The sequence below is a fragment of the Mycolicibacterium gilvum genome, assembly GCF_900454025.1.
In the GTDB taxonomy this organism is placed as follows: domain Bacteria; phylum Actinomycetota; class Actinomycetes; order Mycobacteriales; family Mycobacteriaceae; genus Mycobacterium; species Mycobacterium gilvum.
In genome coordinates this window covers 2,907,322-2,923,908 of record NZ_UGQM01000001.1, presented here as the reverse complement: position 1 = coordinate 2,923,908, position 16,587 = coordinate 2,907,322, and the positions used below count along the sequence as shown (strand labels likewise).

Here is a 16,587-nt window from a genome sequence, read left to right as displayed (position 1 = left end):
GAATCTCACCCTAACACCGACGCCGACACGGCGTGACTGACGCGCCGATGGTTACTGCGGCACGGTGACCGCGGTCGCACCCTGTCCGATGCCGAACTGCTCGGGTCGTGCGCCGTTGACCAGAGCGCTGAGCGCGAGGACCGACGTGATCCGCCCCGACTCACTGTCGACGTCGTCGACAGTGCTGACGGCGTTCTTCAGCGCCGCGTCCGAGCGGGTGACCGCCACCGCCGAGGTTCCGGTGGCGGACCCTTCGCGTCCGACGAGCACGGTGCCCGAGCCGTGGCGTGCCAGACCGGAGGCGAACCTCGCGACCGTCGAACCCTGGTTGCCCGCGTCCTCACCGAGGGGGCCGCCGGTCACGATCAGGGCGGTGTCGGCCGCGCCGATGCGCTCGGTGCCGTAGGTCAGGAAACCGGTGTCGCGAAGCGCGGCGAGCACGGTGTCACGCTCGGCGTCACCGACCGGGGTGGCCCTCGGGTCCTTGTCGATCAGCAGCGAGATTCCCAGCAGGTCGCCTGCCTGGAATCCCTGGTCGACGGTCGCGGTGCTCAACTGCGCGCCGGCGGGCACGATCGGCGAGTTCACCACCGAGAGCAGCTTCTCGGCCGAGTTCGCGTCGACGAACTCCTGGGTCAGCCCCACGGTGCCGGTCACCGAACCACCGGCGTCACCGACGAGGCGGACCAGGCCGTCGACGTCGTCATCGGCCGAATCGGGGGTACGGAAGATCACCACCGACTTCTTCGCGAGGCTCTCCTGCAGGATGCGGGGTGCCATCTGGGCATTGAAATCATCGGCGGCACTGAGCTTTTCGTTCAGCGCGTTGCGATTGTCGGTCAGCGTGTCGATCTGCTGCTGCATCTCCGTCTTGTCGTCGCGCAGACCGGAGAGCACGGTGTTGGACAGCAGTCCCGACCCCAGCGCCACCCCGATGGCCAGCGCGAGGAAGACCGCAGCGAGCGAGATTGCGTGCGAGCGCAGCGAGATCACCGTCGGTCCTCTACGACACCAGGCCCTGGGCCCAGAGCAGGAACTGGTTCCAGTACTGGGTGACCCATTCGAGCACCGCCGCATCCGCGCGCGACACCCACAGCGCGGCGATCACGGCGATGAGCATCGCGAGCACGAGCAGCGCGATGGCGCCGCCGGACACCCGGCTGCGGTACAGCGTCGCAACGGCTTTCGCGTCGACCAGCTTCTCCCCCACCTTCATCCGGGTCAGGAAGGTCGACGGGTTGCTCTGCTGGCGGGTGCGGTCGAAGAACTCCTCGATGCTGGCGGTGTGACCTACGGTGACGATCAGCGAGGCCCCGTGGTGGTCGCACAGCAGCAGCGCCAGATCCGCGGCCGACCCTGCGGCCGGGAACGTCATCGCACCGACTCCGAGGTCCTGGATGCGTTCCAGCCCCGCTGCGTGGCCGTCGGCGTCGGCGGGCAGCACCACCTGGGCGCCGCAGCGCAGCACCTCGGTGCTGATCTTGTCGGGGTCGCCGACGATCAGCGCGGGCCGGTAGCCGGCTTTGCGGAGGGTATCCGCGCCGAGACCCACGCCGACGAGCACCGGCTGGTACTCCTTGATGAACGGCTTGAGCGCCTTCAGGTCGGCGGCGGCGTTGTCCTCTTCGGCGACGATCACGACGTGGCGCCGGTTCAGGTCGACGTCGATGTCGGGGATGCCGATGCCGTCGATCAGCAGCGGGCTCTCGCTGCGGATGAACTCGATCGTGTTGCCGGCGAACGCCTCCAGATGTGCGACCAGGCCGCCCTTGGCCTCCTGCATCAGCTCGTGGATGTCGGCGTCGGTGCGCTCGGTGCCCAGGCTCAACCGCCGGTCGCCCGAGTAGATGCCGCCTTCGTTGATCCGGATGCGGGCGCCGTCCTTGACCTTCTTGAAGATCTCCGGACCCGTCTCGTCGACGAGGGTGATGCCGTTGGCGACCAGCACCTCGGGGCCCAGGTTCGGGTAGCGGCCCGAGATCGACGGCGATGCGTTCACCACCGCAGAGACCCCGGCGTCGACGAGGGCGTCGGCGGTGACGCGGTCGAGGTCGAGTGCGTCGAGGACGACGATGTCGCCGGGTGTGACCCGTCTCAGCAGCCTGTCGATGTCGCGGTCCACTCGGGCGGTGCCGGTGATACCTGGCCGTGAGCTGGCATTACGGGACAGCAGCGCTGACATCTTCATGCGCCGATTCTGGCCAGCAACGCGACATTTCCGTCGGAGGCGCGCCGTAACACCAGCCTCAGAAGTTGCTTTTTGTCACATCTGTAACTGGGTCATCCCGGGTTGACCTGGAAGAGTTCGACGAAATTTTTGGACGGATCCACTGCGAGCGCCTGCCGACCCCCGCGCCCCTCGATGACCTCACCGCGAAAGGGCACGCCCGCCCGGCGAAGCGCGTCGACCACCGCGGCCAGATCGTCGACGCGAACCTGGAAGCGGTTCCAGCCGCCCGGCTGCGGCAACTCCCCGCCGGACAGTCGCTGTCCGGCGCCGCCACCACCTTCGGGCGCGTTCACCAGCAAGCGCACGCCCTCACGCCGCAACATGGCGAACCCCGGCCCAGGTTTCATGACCAGTTCGAAGCCCAGATGTCGGGTGTAGAAGTTCACCGCTTCGTCCACGTCAACCACGATGTAGCGCATGCTGAATTCGGCCATCTGTGCACCTCCAGAAGGTTATGATACGTCTGTGTCCCATAACGTGACAAGTAGCGCCAGAGAGGATCCGCGCATCGGGCATTCGAGGCGCGTGATCCTGCGCGCCGCACTCGCCGAATTCGCCGCCCACGGTTACACCGGGTTCCGGATGGAGTCTGTCGCGGCCCGCGCCGAGGTCGGCAGAAGCACCGTGTACCGGCACTGGCCCGACAAAGGGGCATTGATCGCCGACGCACTGGCCGGGCTCAGTCGCCAGCCGGATCCCGCGCATGAGGACAGCGCCGCCACCGCACGCCGGCGCGCGCACATCTTGCTGAACCACCTCGCGCAGGCGCTCACCGACTCACCGGTGTCAGCGTGCGTCCCCGCATTGATCCACGCCGCCGCCAACGACGATGCCTTCCGCGACCGGCTACACCGGTTCTCGGCGCAGCGCCGCCAACGGCTCACCGCCACGATCGCCGAAGGAGTGGCGTCCGGGGAGTTCCCGCCGACGGTGGACCCGGAGATCGCCTCGGCGGCATTGTCCGGCGCTGTGTTCTATCGCGCTCTGATGACCGCCGACGCCCCCGACACCGACTTCGTCGCAGATCTACTCGACGAGGTCCTCGGACGTTGATCTCACTCGGCGGCGCGGTCCTTGCGCGCGGCGTCCAGCAGATCCCGCGCATGGGCCCGCCCGCTGTCGGACTCCCCGAGGCCGGCGAGCATGCGGGCCAGTTCGGCGACGCGGTCGTCGTCGTCGAGGCGCCGCACACCGCTGGACTTCGCTCTGGCCTTCTTGCCGTCGCCGCTACCCGCACCATCGTTGCCGACGCCTTCGACCACCAGGTGCACGTCGGCGTACGCCGCCACCTGAGGCAGATGGGTGACGACGATGACCTGGTGGGTGCGCGCGAGCCGGGCCAGCCGGCGACCGATCTGCACGGCCGCACGGCCGCCGACACCGGCGTCGACCTCGTCGAACACCATGGTCGTGCCCTCGGTCGACGCCGACAGCACCACCTCGAGGGCCAGCATCACCCGCGACAGCTCGCCGCCGGACGCGCTCTTGTTCAGCGGCAGCAGATCAGACCCGCCGTGCGCGGCGAAACCGAACTCGACGGCGTCCACCCCGTCCCGACCGGCGTGCACCGTGACACCCGACGGCAACTCCAACGGGGCGCTGTCGTCGGCGCGGGCGGCAAGCGGCGCGACGGTGATCGCGAACTGCGCCCCCGACATCGCGAGACCGGCCAGTTCCGCGGTGACCGCCTTCGACAACCCCTTGGCGGCCTTGCTGCGCACCTTGGTCACGTCCTGCGCCGCCGCCACCACGGCCGACTGCAGCTCGTCGACCCGGCGTTGCAGCCCGGTCAGGGTCTCCTCGGACACATCGAGCGCCGACAGTCGTTCGCGCGCCTCCACCGCCCAGGCCAGCACACCGTCGATGTCCGCGGCGTACTTGCGGGTCAGCGTGCGCAGTTCGGCCTGCCGGGCCAGCTTCGTCTCCAATGTGCTTGTATCACTGGGTAATTCGGCGAGAAAGTGCCCGAGCTCGGCGGACACGTCGACGACGACCGTCAGTGCCGCGCCGAGTTGCTCGGCGAGAGATTTGAGCGCGACGTCGTCGGTGTTCTCCAGCGCCGACCGCGCCTGCCCGACGGCGCCGGCCGCGGAGAAACCGTCGTGGGCACTGTCGTCGCCGTCTCCGGCGAGCGCGGCCCGGGCCGTCTGCACCGCATCACGCAGCGCGTCGAGTTCCGAGAGCCGGCGGATGTCGGCGACCAGCGCCTCGTCCTCCCCCGGTTTCGGGTCCACGACGTCGATCTCGTTGAGCGCGAAGTGCAATCGATCGGCTTCCTGCGCCAACTCCCGGGTGCGGCGCCGGCGGTCCTCGAGATCGCGGCGCGCCTCGAGCCAGGCGTCGCGCGCGCTCCGGTAGCGGTCCAGCCGGCGCGTCACGTCGGCATAGCGATCCAGGGCGTTGCGCTGTTCGTCGGGCCGCATCAGGCGCAGCTGGTCGTTCTGTCCATGCAGCGTCAGCAGTTCGTTGGTGAAGCCGCTCAGCGATTTCGCCGGCACGCTGCGGCCGCCCAGGTAGGCGCGCGACGGCCCGTCCCTGCTCACCGAGCGGGCGGCGATGACGCTGCCGTCGTCGTCGCGCTCGGCGCCGGACGAATCCAGGATGCCGTCCACCCGCGCGCTCACCGCGTCCCCGACTTCGGTTGTGGTGAAACGGCCTTCGACGACGGCACGGTCGGAGCCGGAGCGCACCTTCGTCGCGTCGGCGCGGGCACCACCGAGCAGGTGCAGGCCGGTGACGACCATCGTCTTGCCGGCGCCGGTCTCACCGGTCAGCACCGTCAGACCGCCGTCGAACTCGGCGGTCGCTGCATTGATGGCGCCCAGCGCCTCGATCCGGATCTCGGCTAGCACTACTGTCCGCGCCACCCTGTGACCGGCAACCGGAACTTGCGCACCAGGCGGTCGGTGAACGGCGCACTGTCCAGCCGCACCCACTTCAGCGGGGTGGCGCAGCGCGTCACCTCCAGACGTCCACCTGCGGGCAGCACCATTTCCCGGCGGCCGTCGCAGAACACCAGCGCGTCGTACCCGCTGGCCTCGATCTCGATCGCGATGGCCGCGTCGGGACTGGTCACCATCGGCCGGGCGAACAGCGCATGCGCATTGTTGGGCACCACGATGATCGCCTCCAGGTCGGGCCAGAGCACCGGCCCGCCGGCGGAGAACGCATAGGCCGTCGACCCCGTCGGCGTCGAGACCAGCACACCGTCACATCCGAACGACGAGACCGGCCGACCGTCGACCTCCACCACCACGCCGAGCACGCCCAGTCGCGGACCCTTCTCCAGACTGGCCTCGTTGAGCGCCCAGCCATGGTCGATGATCTCGCCTTTGGCCCGCACGGCGACATCCAGCGTCATCCGCTCCTCGACGCGGTAGTCGCGCCGCACGATGTGGTCGAGCACCGTGTCGATGGCCTCGGCCTCGGCCTCGGCCAGGAAGCCGATCTTGCCGAGGTTGACGCCGAGCACCGGGATCTCGGCGTTACGGGCGAGTTCGGCGGCCCGCAGGAACGTGCCGTCGCCGCCGAGCACCAGCACCAGCTCGCATCCTTCGGCCGCCCGCTCTTCGGGGTCCACGACCTCGATGTCGGCGCCCAGTGCCCGCATGTCGTCGGGCGACAGGTGCAGCGGGCCACGGTCCACCGCTTCGGCCGACAGCACGCGCAGGCCGATGCCGTGGTCGGCGAGCACCTTCTCCACCCGGCGGGCGACCTCCGTCGCCTCGGGGCGGCCGGTGTGCACGACCAGCAGGATCGTGCGCTCCGGGCTGTTGTCGGTGATGGGGGCGGTCATTGAGGCCCTTCGTCGACGGCGCGCCGGACGGCGCCTTCCAGCGCGTCCTGCGACATGGCGTCGGCCCGGGCGCGCAGATGGAGGAAGTACTCCACGTTGCCCGCCGGACCGGGCAGCGGGCTGGCGGTCACCGCCACAGCGTGCCAGTTCAGGCTCGCGGCACGCCGGGCGACCGAGAGCACCGCGTCGACGCGCAACTGCGGGTCCGACACCACCCCGCCGGCACCCACCCGATCCTTGCCGACCTCGAACTGCGGTTTCACCATGGGAACGATATCGGCGCCGGGCGACGCGCATGCGGCCAGTGCAGGCAGCACCGTCGCCAGCGAAATGAACGACAGGTCGGCGACGACGAGATCGACCGGACCCCCGATCGCCTCCGCGGTGAGGTCGCGGACGTTGGTGCGCTCCATGACGGTCACCCGCGGGTCGGTGCGAACGCTCCACGCCAACTGGCCGTAACCGACATCGACGGCGACGACTTCGCGGACGTCCCGACTCAGCAGAACCTCGGTGAACCCTCCGGTCGAGGCACCCGCGTCCAGGCAGCGCCGGCCTGCGACGGTCAGTCCGAACACATCGAGGGCGCCGATGAGCTTGTGCGCGCCCCGCGACACCCAGGAATCCTCGTCACCGGCCTCGACACTCAGATTGGCCGTCACCGACACCGCGGTCGCGGGTTTGGCGGCGGGCATCCCGTCGACGCGGACCTTGCCGGCACTGATCAGCTCGGCAGCCTGCTGGCGCGAGCGGGCAAGACCCCGCCGGACCAGTTCGGCGTCCACACGCGCGCGACGCGTCACGCGGGTCAGCCCTTCTCGACGGATTCCAGCGCGCGCACCAGCAGATCGTGCGCCTCTTCGAGGCGCGCGGCGACGGAGTCCAGGTCAGACGCCGACAGGTCGGTCCGCTCGCCGAGGAGCTCGGCGATCTGCGCGCGGATCTGGTCGGGGTCGTTGCTCATGACGACGTTCACGCTAGTCGATGGCAGCCGACGCGAGTGACCATCGTTCGACGGCCTGTCGCGCCGCGTCGTCGGCGCCCACGATGGGCCGACGCCCGATCCCGGACTCCCAGACGGCTGCGGCGATCGCGCGGACCGGCGCCAGCGGATCGGACGCCGTCGTCCCGGTGGAACTGACGGTGACCGCCTTCTCCGTGACGTCGACCCGCCACGCGGGGTCGGGTGCGATGCGCAGGACGTCGGCGGCGTGGGCGGTGAGCGCACGAAGATCCTCGGCGAGGAAGCCCGGACGCTCGTCCTCGACCGCCCAGATCGCGTCCGCGGCGTTGTTCACCCCGCAGAGCACCATCAGGCTGGGAAGTCTCGCCGCGTTGGCGCCGGCGATGTCGGTGTCGAGCCGATCGCCCACCACCAGCGGGGTCTGGAAGTCACCGCGCGACAGCGCATCTGCCATCAGGGCGGGCGCCGGCTTTCCCGCTACCTGCGGTTCGGAGTCGGTGGCGGCACGCAAGGCGGCGACCATCGACCCGTTTCCCGGCAGCAGACCTCGTTCCGAAGGAAGGGTTCTGTCGACGTTGGCGGCCACCCACAGGGCTCCGGACCGGATAGCCAGGGCGGCCTCGGCGAGAATCTGCCAGGCGGTCTCCGGGTTGTGCCCCTGCACCACCGCCGCCGGACCCTCGGAGTACTCCCGCACGGGTGCCAGTCCGACATTGCTGACCTCGTCGGCGAGCGAATCGGTGCCGACCACCAGAACTTTCGCGCCGCTCGGCAGTTGCTCGGCGAGCAGGCGCGCCGCGCTCTGCGCGCTCGTCACGACGTCCGGCGGTGCTGCGCTGAACCCGAGCTCACACAGGTGGTCGGAGACCTGGCCGGCGCTGCGCGACGCGTTGTTGGTCACGAACAGAATTCTCGAGTCGACGGCCGCCAGCGTGTCCACTGCGCCCGGCGTCGGCTCATGTCCGCGGAACACGGTGCCGTCGAGATCGAGCAGCAGGCAATCATGCTGCTGCGCAAGGGTGCTCACGTCAGGACAGCTCCGTGATCCGCTCTTCGGCGTCGGTGATCCCGTCGACGTCGGCCTTCGCGGCGTGCAGGAACCACTGCAGGGCCTCGTCCCGGCGATCGAGCACCACGAGCGTGTCGGCGTAGGCGTAGAACAACCGGGCCGCGGTCTGCCCGGACTTCGACGGGTCGAGCGTCGGTGTCGACAGGATCGCCAAGGCCTGCTCGTGCTGACCGAGATCGGACCGGGCGCCGGCGACGACGATGCGCAGTTCGTCGGCGTCCTCTCCGGTCAGCGCGGCGGCCTCCTCACCTCTGGCCAGCTCGATCGCGCGCTCGGGACGCCCGATGCCGCGTTCACAGTCGGCGATCAACGCCAACAGCGGTGAGCGACTTCCCATTCGACGGGCGGCCCGCAGTTCGGCGAGGGCCTGCGCCCAGTCACCGCACTGATAGGCGGCGATCCCGACGGCCTCGCGCACAGCGGCGATGCGGCCCGAACGCGCGCGGGCGGCCTGGGCATGGGCCAGCGCCGCCTGCGGATCGTCTTCGAGCAGTTCTCCGGCGGCCACGAGGTGGCGTGCCACGGCATCGGCGGTCGCGCGGTCGAGGGTGGTGAGCTCACCGCGAATCTCCGGTGCGAGCTGCTTGGCTTCGATCTCCGCGGGGATCGGCGGCGCATCGGCGAAACGAGGATCGACCCGATCCGGCCGGGGTTGAGCGGAACGCGCGCGGTTGGGCCCCGACGTACGCGGAGCCGAACGGTTGTCCCGGCGCGGGCGCTGGCTTCCGCCGGTGGTGGCGCGGTCCGGTCGACGTTCGCCGCGGCCGCCCTGATTGTCGTGGGGCACGAAAGAAAGGATACGGCCACCATCGACCGACTCACAATTAATGCAATTCGTAAATAGCGTGACGTGAATTGCGCGCCGAAAGAACCGGAAAAGAAAATCGCCCCCCACATTTCTGTGGGGGGCGATTCCAATGTGTGTTCGGCGGTGTCCTACTTTTCCACCCGTGTGGGTAGTATCATCGGCGCTGGTAGGCTTAGCTTCCGGGTTCGGGATGGGACCGGGCGTTTCCCTGCCGCTATTACCGCCGTAACTGTATTCACTCGTTTTTGAGTGATCCCCTTTTGTGTGGGGAGGTTTATAGCCCCTGTTTTTGGTGGTGGGGTGCAGTCGTGTGACTGTGGATTGTGGTTGCGAGGTTTTGTTGTTGTTGTAAGTTTTCGGCCGGTTAGTGCCAGTTCCCTGCGACCATTGCTGGTCTTCTAGGTCTGGTCTATCGATCCCGTGGTCTGCGGGGGGCCTTATCCCACTTAATGGGTGAGAAGCCTGGTCTTGGAGGGGGTTTCCCGCTTAGATGCTTTCAGCGGTTATCCTGTCCGAACGTGGCTATCCAGCGATGCTCCTGGTGGAACAACTGGTAGACCAGAGGTTCGTCCGTCCCGGTCCTCTCGTACTAGGGACAGATTTCCTCAAGCTTCTGACGCGCGCGGCGGATAGAGACCGAACTGTCTCACGACGTTCTAAACCCAGCTCGCGTGCCGCTTTAATGGGCGAACAGCCCAACCCTTGGGACCTGCTCCAGCCCCAGGATGCGACGAGCCGACATCGAGGTGCCAAACCATCCCGTCGATATGGACTCTTGGGGAAGATCAGCCTGTTATCCCCGGGGTACCTTTTATCCGTTGAGCGACACCCCTTCCACTCAGAGGTGCCGGATCACTAGTCCCGACTTTCGTCCCTGCTTGACATGTCCGTCTCGCAGTCAAGCTCCCTTGTGCACTTACACTCAACACCTGATTGCCGTCCAGGTTGAGGGAACCTTTGGGCGCCTCCGTTACATTTTAGGAGGCAACCGCCCCAGTTAAACTACCCACCAGGCACTGTCCCTGGACCGGATAGACGGTCCGAGGTTAGAGGCCCAATACGATCAGAGTGGTATTTCAACAATGACTCCACAATCACTGGCGTGACTGCTTCCTAGTCTCCCACCTATCCTACACAAACCGTATCGAGCACCAATACCAAGTTGTAGTGAAGGTCCCGGGGTCTTTTCGTCCTGCCGCGCGTAACGAGCATCTTTACTCGTAATGCAATTTCGCCGAGTCTATGGTTGAGACAGTTGAGAAGTCGTTACGCCATTCGTGCAGGTCGGAACTTACCCGACAAGGAATTTCGCTACCTTAGGATGGTTATAGTTACCACCGCCGTTTACTGGGGCTTAAATTCTCAGCTTCACCCCGAAGGGTTAACCGGTCCTCTTAACCTTCCAGCACCGGGCAGGCGTCAGTCCGTATACATCGTCTTGCGACTTCGCACGGACCTGTGTTTTTAGTAAACAGTCGCTTCTCACTGGTTTGTGCCACCCACGCCCGCTGCCCACCGCAAGGGTGTTGACGGTATGTGGGTCCCCCTTCTCCCGAAGTTACGGGGGCATTTTGCCGAGTTCCTTAACCATAGTTCACTCGTACGCCTCGGTATTCTCTACCTGACCACCTGTGTTGGTTTGGGGTACGGGCCGTGTATGCGCTCGCTAGAGGCTTTTCTCGACAGCATAGGATCACCGAATTCGCCTCAATCGGCTATGCATCACCTCTCAGGATATGTGTTGGACGGATTTACCTATCCAACTCCCTACAGGCTTACCCCGGTATTACCACTGACCGGTACGGCTGCCTTCCTGCGTCACCCCATCGCTTGACTACTACCAGAGAAGGTCACGCGCAGCCCCACCAATCCGCACACCCGAAGGTGATTGGTAACAGTGGTTTTGGGCGCTTAGTACCTCTGATTCATCAGGGACGCTCATACACGGGTACGGGAATATCAACCCGTTGTCCATCGACTACGCCTGTCGGCCTCGCCTTAGGTCCCGACTCACCCTGGGCGGACTGGCCTGGCCCAGGAACCCTTGGTCTTCCGGCGGGCAAGGTTCTCACTTGCCTTATCGCTACTCATGCCTGCATTCTCACTCCCACACCCTCCACCACTAGATCACTCTGCGGCTTCACCGGATGCAGGACGCTCCCCTACCCAGCACACAAAAGTATGCTGCCGCGGCTTCGGCGGTGTGCTTGAGCCCCGCTACATTATCGGCGCACAATCACTTGACCAGTGAGCTATTACGCACTCTTTCAAGGGTGGCTGCTTCTAAGCCAACCTCCTGGTTGTCTTCGCGACTGCACATCCTTTTCCACTTAGCACACGCTTAGGGGCCTTAGCCGGCGATCTGGGCTGTTTCCCTCTCGACGCACGGAGCTTATCCCCCGCCGTCTCACTGCCGCATTACACCGTGTCGGCATTCGGAGTTTGGCTGACGTCAGTAACCTTGTGAGGCCCATCGGCCATCCAGTAGCTCTACCTCCGACACGAACACTGCGACGCTGCACCTAAATGCATTTCGGGGAGAACCAGCTATCACGGAGTTTGATTGGCCTTTCACCCCTACCCACAACTCATCCCCTCAGTCTTCAACCTAAGTGGGTTCGGGCCTCCACGCGGTCTTACCCGCGCTTCACCCTGGCCATGGGTAGATCACTCCGCTTCGGGTCCAGAACACACCACTACACCACACACTGTTGTGTGGATACGCCCTATTCAGACTCGCTTTCGCTACGGCTACCCCACCCGGGTTAACCTCGCGACATGTCCCTGACTCGCAGGCTCATTCTTCAAAAGGCACGCCATCACCCCACCACGAAGGAGGGCTCTGACGGATTGTAAGCGCACGGTTTCAGGTACTATTTCACTCCCCTCCCGGGGTACTTTTCACCATTCCCTCACGGTACTAATCCGCTATCGGTCACTGGGAAGTATTCAGGCTTACCGGGTGGTCCCGGCAGATTCACAGCAGATTCCACGGGCCCGCTGCTACTCGGGGACAGTTCCACGAAAGCTGTGATGTTTTCAATTACGGGGCTCTCACCCTCTCCGGCAGGCCATCCCAAGCCACTTCACCTAACACCACAGTTGATCACTTTCGCTCCAGCCGGCGGACTGAAGAAGAAACGCCCCACAACACCGCACACACAACCCCCGCCGGGTATCACATGCACACGGTTTAGCCATCCTCCGCTTTCGCTCGCCACTACTCACGGAATCACTTTTGTTTTCTCTTCCTACGGGTACTGAGATGTTTCACTTCCCCGCGTTCCCCCCCAACGCCTATATATTCAGCGTTGGGTGACACGACATCACTCGTGCCGGGTTTCCCCATTCGGACATCCTCGGATCCACGCTCGGTTGGCAGCTCCCCGAGGCATATCGCAGCCTCCCACGTCCTTCATCGGCTCCCAGTGCCAAGGCATCCACCATGCGCCCTTAAACACTTACAACACAAAACCAAAAAATGAGTCACCCACACACACCCTTCCGGGAGCATGCGGGTATCAGAAAAATTTGCATTACATAAAAGAAGCACACACACCCGAAAGCCTGTGCACCATCTTTCGATGCTCGCAACCACTATCCACAAATCAAACACCACACCCCACCACCAAAGCAGGGCAACAACACACCGACCCGCCAACGCGGAGCCACCCCCACAAAAAGGGGCACAGGCCTGTTGTCTCAAAGCCCAATAGTGTGTCTGATGACTTCGCACCACAACCCCGGAAAACCGGAATCCCGTTGCAGCACTTAATGTTTGTTGTTGCACCAGACCTGACTCCACTACAGAGACCAGGCCATCTTCACGAATCGATCAGATCACCGAACCCCCACACGATGTGGGCGGGCCTGATTCTCGTGGTGCTCCTTAGAAAGGAGGTGATCCAGCCGCACCTTCCGGTACGGCTACCTTGTTACGACTTCGTCCCAATCGCCGATCCCACCTTCGACGGCTCCCTCCCACAAGGGGTTAGGCCACCGGCTTCGGGTGTTACCGACTTTCATGACGTGACGGGCGGTGTGTACAAGGCCCGGGAACGTATTCACCGCAGCGTTGCTGATCTGCGATTACTAGCGACTCCGACTTCACGGGGTCGAGTTGCAGACCCCGATCCGAACTGAGACCGGCTTTGAAAGGATTCGCTCCACCTCACGGCATCGCAGCCCTTTGTACCGGCCATTGTAGCATGTGTGAAGCCCTGGACATAAGGGGCATGATGACTTGACGTCATCCCCACCTTCCTCCGAGTTGACCCCGGCAGTCTCTCACGAGTCCCCACCATAACGTGCTGGCAACATGAGACAAGGGTTGCGCTCGTTGCGGGACTTAACCCAACATCTCACGACACGAGCTGACGACAGCCATGCACCACCTGCACACAGGCCACAAGGGAACCGACATCTCTGCCGGCGTCCTGTGCATGTCAAACCCAGGTAAGGTTCTTCGCGTTGCATCGAATTAATCCACATGCTCCGCCGCTTGTGCGGGCCCCCGTCAATTTCTTTGAGTTTTAGCCTTGCGGCCGTACTCCCCAGGCGGGGTACTTAATGCGTTAGCTACGGCACGGATCCCAAGGAAGGAAACCCACACCTAGTACCCACCGTTTACGGCGTGGACTACCAGGGTATCTAATCCTGTTCGCTCCCCACGCTTTCGCTCCTCAGCGTCAGTTACTGCCCAGAGACCCGCCTTCGCCACCGGTGTTCCTCCTGATATCTGCGCATTCCACCGCTACACCAGGAATTCCAGTCTCCCCTGCAGTACTCAAGTCTGCCCGTATCGCCCGCACGCCCACAGTTAAGCTGTGAGTTTTCACGAACAACGCGACAAACCACCTACGAGCTCTTTACGCCCAGTAATTCCGGACAACGCTCGGACCCTACGTATTACCGCGGCTGCTGGCACGTAGTTGGCCGGTCCTTCTTCTCCAGGTACCGTCACTTGCGCTTCGTCCCTGGCGAAAGAGGTTTACAACCCGAAGGCCGTCATCCCTCACGCGGCGTCGCTGCATCAGGCTTGCGCCCATTGTGCAATATTCCCCACTGCTGCCTCCCGTAGGAGTCTGGGCCGTATCTCAGTCCCAGTGTGGCCGGTCACCCTCTCAGGCCGGCTACCCGTCGTCGCCTTGGTAAGCCATTACCTCACCAACAAGCTGATAGGCCGCGGGCCCATCCCACACCGCAAAAGCTTTCCACCACACACCATGAAGCATGCGGTCCTATTCGGTATTAGACCCAGTTTCCCAGGCTTATCCCAAAGTGCAGGGCAGATCACCCACGTGTTACTCACCCGTTCGCCACTCGAGTACCCCGAAGGGCCTTTCCGTTCGACTTGCATGTGTTAAGCACGCCGCCAGCGTTCGTCCTGAGCCAGAATCAAACTCTCCAAACAAAAACAACCCATCCACAGACAGGTGAATTCACAATCAGAGAAATCCGATCATCAAACAAGACACCAAAAAATGGCATCAAAACAACCCACCCCTAAACGGGAAAAAGAGGCAGATCAAAAAAACAACAAACAAAAACCACCAAACACACTATTGAGTTCTCAAACAACAGACCCCAGACCGGCCGCGCAAGAAACCCCCGGCCAAAAGCCGTTCGTCTCTGTGCGGACAGATGAGGACATCCACCGAAGCGGACTTCCCTCTGGAGGCCGCCGCGCTCTCCGGGTTTTGGGCCCGTGTCGCAGCGACTTGGATAAGTTACGTCAGGGATAACTCTGAGTCAAATCGCCTGCTAGAGCCGGTTTTTCGACCGCCGTTCGACACAGCTGCCAGAGCGTCTCCTCATCCAACGCGTTCGACGCCGGCGATATTCCTCTTGCCCCGCCGCAGCACCAGCCACCGCCCGTGCAGGAAGTCCGACGGCTGGGGCACCCAGTCGTCGGCCGTCACCTTCGCGTTGTTGACGTACACGCCACCCTCGGCGACCGTCCGCCGCGCCGCACCCTTGCTCGCCGACAGCCCGGTCGCGACCAGCAGATCGACGATCGAATCGGGTCCCCCGGGATCGAGCTGCGCCACCGCCGCCTCCCGGACGGCCCCGGCCAAAGTGTTCTCGTCGAGATCCGCCAACTCGCCGCGGCCGAACAAGGCCTGGCTGGCGAGTTCGACGGCCGCCGTCGCTGCCTCGCCGTGAACGAGATTGGTCAGTTCCCGGGCGAGCCGGCGCTGGGCCGCCCGTTCGTGCGGACGTTCCGCCGTCGCCAGCTCCAACTCCGCCAGTTCCTCGGCGGTCAGGAAGGTGAACCACCGCAGGTACGGGACGACGTCGGCGTCGGCGGTGTTGATGAAGTACTGGTACCAGGCGTACGGACTGGTCATCTCGGGATCCAGCCACAGGCTTCCCCCACCGGTGGACTTCCCGAACTTCTTGCCTTCGGAGTCCGTCACCAGCGGCGTGGTCATCGCGTGCACGGTGGCGCCCGCCTTCTGCCGCACCAGTCGCACGCCCGCGATGATGTTCCCCCACTGGTCGGACCCACCGACCTGCAGTGTGCAGCCGTACCGCTGATGCAGTTCGACGTAGTCGTTGGCCTGCAGCAGCATGTAGCTGAACTCGGTGTAGGAGATACCGTCACCCTCGAGCCGGCGCCGCACGGTGTCCCTGTCCAACATCACATTCACCGAGAAGTGCTTGCCGACGTCACGCAGGAACTCGATCGCCGACAGCTCGGAAGTCCACGTCAGATTGTCGGCGACGATCGCGCCGGTCTCCGAGTCGTCGAACTCGACGAAGCGCTCCAGTTGTCCCCGGATCCGGTCGGCCCAGTCCGCGACGGTGTCGGCGGTGTTGAGAGTGCGTTCGCCCACATCGCGCGGGTCGCCGATCATGCCGGTGGCGCCGCCAGCGAGCACGATCGGGCGGTGTCCGGCCTGTTGGAAGCGGCGCAGGGTCAGCAGCGGAATCAGATGACCGGCGTGCAGACTCGGCGCTGTCGGATCGAAGCCGGAGTAGACCGTGGCAGGGCCGGCGGCCAGCATCTCGCCGAGTGCCTCGCGGTCGGTGGACTGTGCTATCAGTCCCCGCCATTCCAAATCGTCCAGGATGTCCGGCGTGCTCATGGCCCCGATCTTTCCGTACTAGTCGCTCTCCCCCGGAGCCGGTGCCCGCGGGCTGCGGCGATACGCCGAGACTTCGCGGTGCCCGGGCAGCCACATCCGCCACGGCCGGTCCGCGGCCTTGCTGACACCCACTCGTGGACCGGTGTCACCGACCCGGAGTTCACCGAGCTCCAGACGGATCGGTGACGACGGATCGAACAGGTCTGTCCCGTTGTCGTCCATCGTGATCCCGAGTGCCGAGCACAGATTGCCCGGCCCGCGTGCCAGCGCGGACTCCCGCACCGCCGGCCCGCGCCGCGCCCAGGCCGACTCGTGACCGGTGTCGACGATCGCGGCGCGCAGCAGGACCGCCGCGGCCACCCCGTCGGCGGCGCAGACGACGTTCGCGCAGACGTGGATGCCGTGACTGCGATACGTGTAGAGCCGACCCGGCGGGCCGAACATCACCGAGTTGCGTAGCCCGGGACCGCGGAACGAATGGGCGGCCGGGTCGGGCCACGGCCCGTCGTCCGGACCTCCGTACGCCTCGACCTCGACGATCACCGCGGTCACGCCACGGCCGGTCAGTTCGGAACCCAGCAGAAGTCGCGCGGCGCTCAGCGGGTCGACGTCGAGAGAATTCCGCAGTT

12 protein-coding genes and 3 rRNA genes are annotated in these 16,587 nt (G+C 64.8%); 1 reads left to right on the top strand and 14 read right to left on the bottom strand.

What is annotated here, in order from left to right; genetic code table 11:
* Window positions 1-51 precede the first annotated feature (51 nt).
* The 3 genes from DYE23_RS13925 to DYE23_RS13915 all read right to left on the bottom strand — a co-directional run bounded on the left by DYE23_RS13925 (window position 52) and on the right by DYE23_RS13915 (window position 2,664).
* Window positions 52-993: a copper transporter gene (locus tag DYE23_RS13925; RefSeq protein WP_011894361.1), complete on the bottom strand. Its 942-nt coding sequence runs from the start codon at window positions 991-993 to the stop codon at window positions 52-54.
* A 10-nt stretch (window positions 994-1,003) separates the two neighbouring features.
* Window positions 1,004-2,188: a putative cytokinetic ring protein SteA gene (steA, locus tag DYE23_RS13920; RefSeq protein WP_011894362.1), complete on the bottom strand. Its 1,185-nt coding sequence runs from the start codon at window positions 2,186-2,188 to the stop codon at window positions 1,004-1,006.
* A 92-nt stretch (window positions 2,189-2,280) separates the two neighbouring features.
* Entirely contained in the window at window positions 2,281-2,664 is a 384-nt protein-coding gene (locus DYE23_RS13915; RefSeq protein WP_115327432.1) for a VOC family protein, read from the bottom strand.
* 31 nt (window positions 2,665-2,695) lie between these two features.
* On the opposite strand from DYE23_RS13915, the gene DYE23_RS13910 reads away from it, so the two are divergent.
* On the top strand, window positions 2,696-3,283 hold the full coding sequence (locus DYE23_RS13910) for a TetR/AcrR family transcriptional regulator (protein WP_011894364.1): 588 nt from the start codon (window positions 2,696-2,698) through the stop codon (window positions 3,281-3,283).
* Between the two features lie 2 nt (window positions 3,284-3,285).
* Here the strand turns inward: DYE23_RS13910 and recN are convergent, their stop codons facing one another.
* The 11 genes from recN to DYE23_RS13860 all read right to left on the bottom strand — a co-directional run bounded on the left by recN (window position 3,286) and on the right by DYE23_RS13860 (window position 16,585).
* Window positions 3,286-5,082, bottom strand: coding sequence for a DNA repair protein RecN (gene recN / locus DYE23_RS13905; RefSeq protein WP_115327431.1), 1,797 nt, complete (start codon window positions 5,080-5,082; stop codon window positions 3,286-3,288).
* A complete protein-coding gene (locus tag DYE23_RS13900; RefSeq protein ID WP_115327430.1) occupies window positions 5,082-6,026 on the bottom strand; it encodes an NAD kinase in 945 nt (314 codons plus the stop codon). The genes recN and DYE23_RS13900 overlap by 1 nt, the downstream gene beginning before the upstream one ends.
* Entirely contained in the window at window positions 6,023-6,829 is an 807-nt protein-coding gene (locus tag DYE23_RS13895) for a TlyA family RNA methyltransferase (RefSeq protein WP_011894367.1), read from the bottom strand. The genes DYE23_RS13900 and DYE23_RS13895 overlap by 4 nt, the downstream gene beginning before the upstream one ends.
* Window positions 6,830-6,834: 5 nt before the next feature.
* Window positions 6,835-6,990: a hypothetical protein gene (locus tag DYE23_RS30870; RefSeq protein WP_011894368.1), complete on the bottom strand. Its 156-nt coding sequence runs from the start codon at window positions 6,988-6,990 to the stop codon at window positions 6,835-6,837.
* A gap of 13 nt (window positions 6,991-7,003) precedes the next feature.
* Window positions 7,004-8,017: an HAD-IIA family hydrolase gene (locus DYE23_RS13890; RefSeq protein WP_115327429.1), complete on the bottom strand. Its 1,014-nt coding sequence runs from the start codon at window positions 8,015-8,017 to the stop codon at window positions 7,004-7,006.
* 1 nt (window position 8,018) lies between these two features.
* On the bottom strand, window positions 8,019-8,846 hold the full coding sequence (locus tag DYE23_RS13885; RefSeq protein ID WP_115327428.1) for a tetratricopeptide repeat protein: 828 nt from the start codon (window positions 8,844-8,846) through the stop codon (window positions 8,019-8,021).
* Window positions 8,847-8,982: 136 nt separating this feature from the next.
* A 5S ribosomal RNA gene (rrf, locus tag DYE23_RS13880) occupies window positions 8,983-9,095 on the bottom strand.
* Between the two features lie 116 nt (window positions 9,096-9,211).
* Window positions 9,212-12,334 (bottom strand): 23S ribosomal RNA (locus DYE23_RS13875).
* A 426-nt stretch (window positions 12,335-12,760) separates the two neighbouring features.
* Window positions 12,761-14,280 (bottom strand): 16S ribosomal RNA (locus DYE23_RS13870).
* Together the 16S, 23S and 5S rRNA genes form the textbook arrangement of a ribosomal RNA operon.
* Before the next feature lie 400 nt (window positions 14,281-14,680).
* Window positions 14,681-15,958 (bottom strand): tyrosine--tRNA ligase, encoded by a 1,278-nt coding sequence (gene tyrS, locus DYE23_RS13865; protein WP_099961453.1) that lies wholly within the window; start codon window positions 15,956-15,958, stop codon window positions 14,681-14,683.
* Between the two features lie 18 nt (window positions 15,959-15,976).
* Window positions 15,977-16,585, bottom strand: a complete 609-nt coding sequence (locus DYE23_RS13860; protein WP_115327427.1) for a DNA-3-methyladenine glycosylase — start codon at window positions 16,583-16,585, stop codon at window positions 15,977-15,979.
* Window positions 16,586-16,587: the final 2 nt, after the last annotated feature.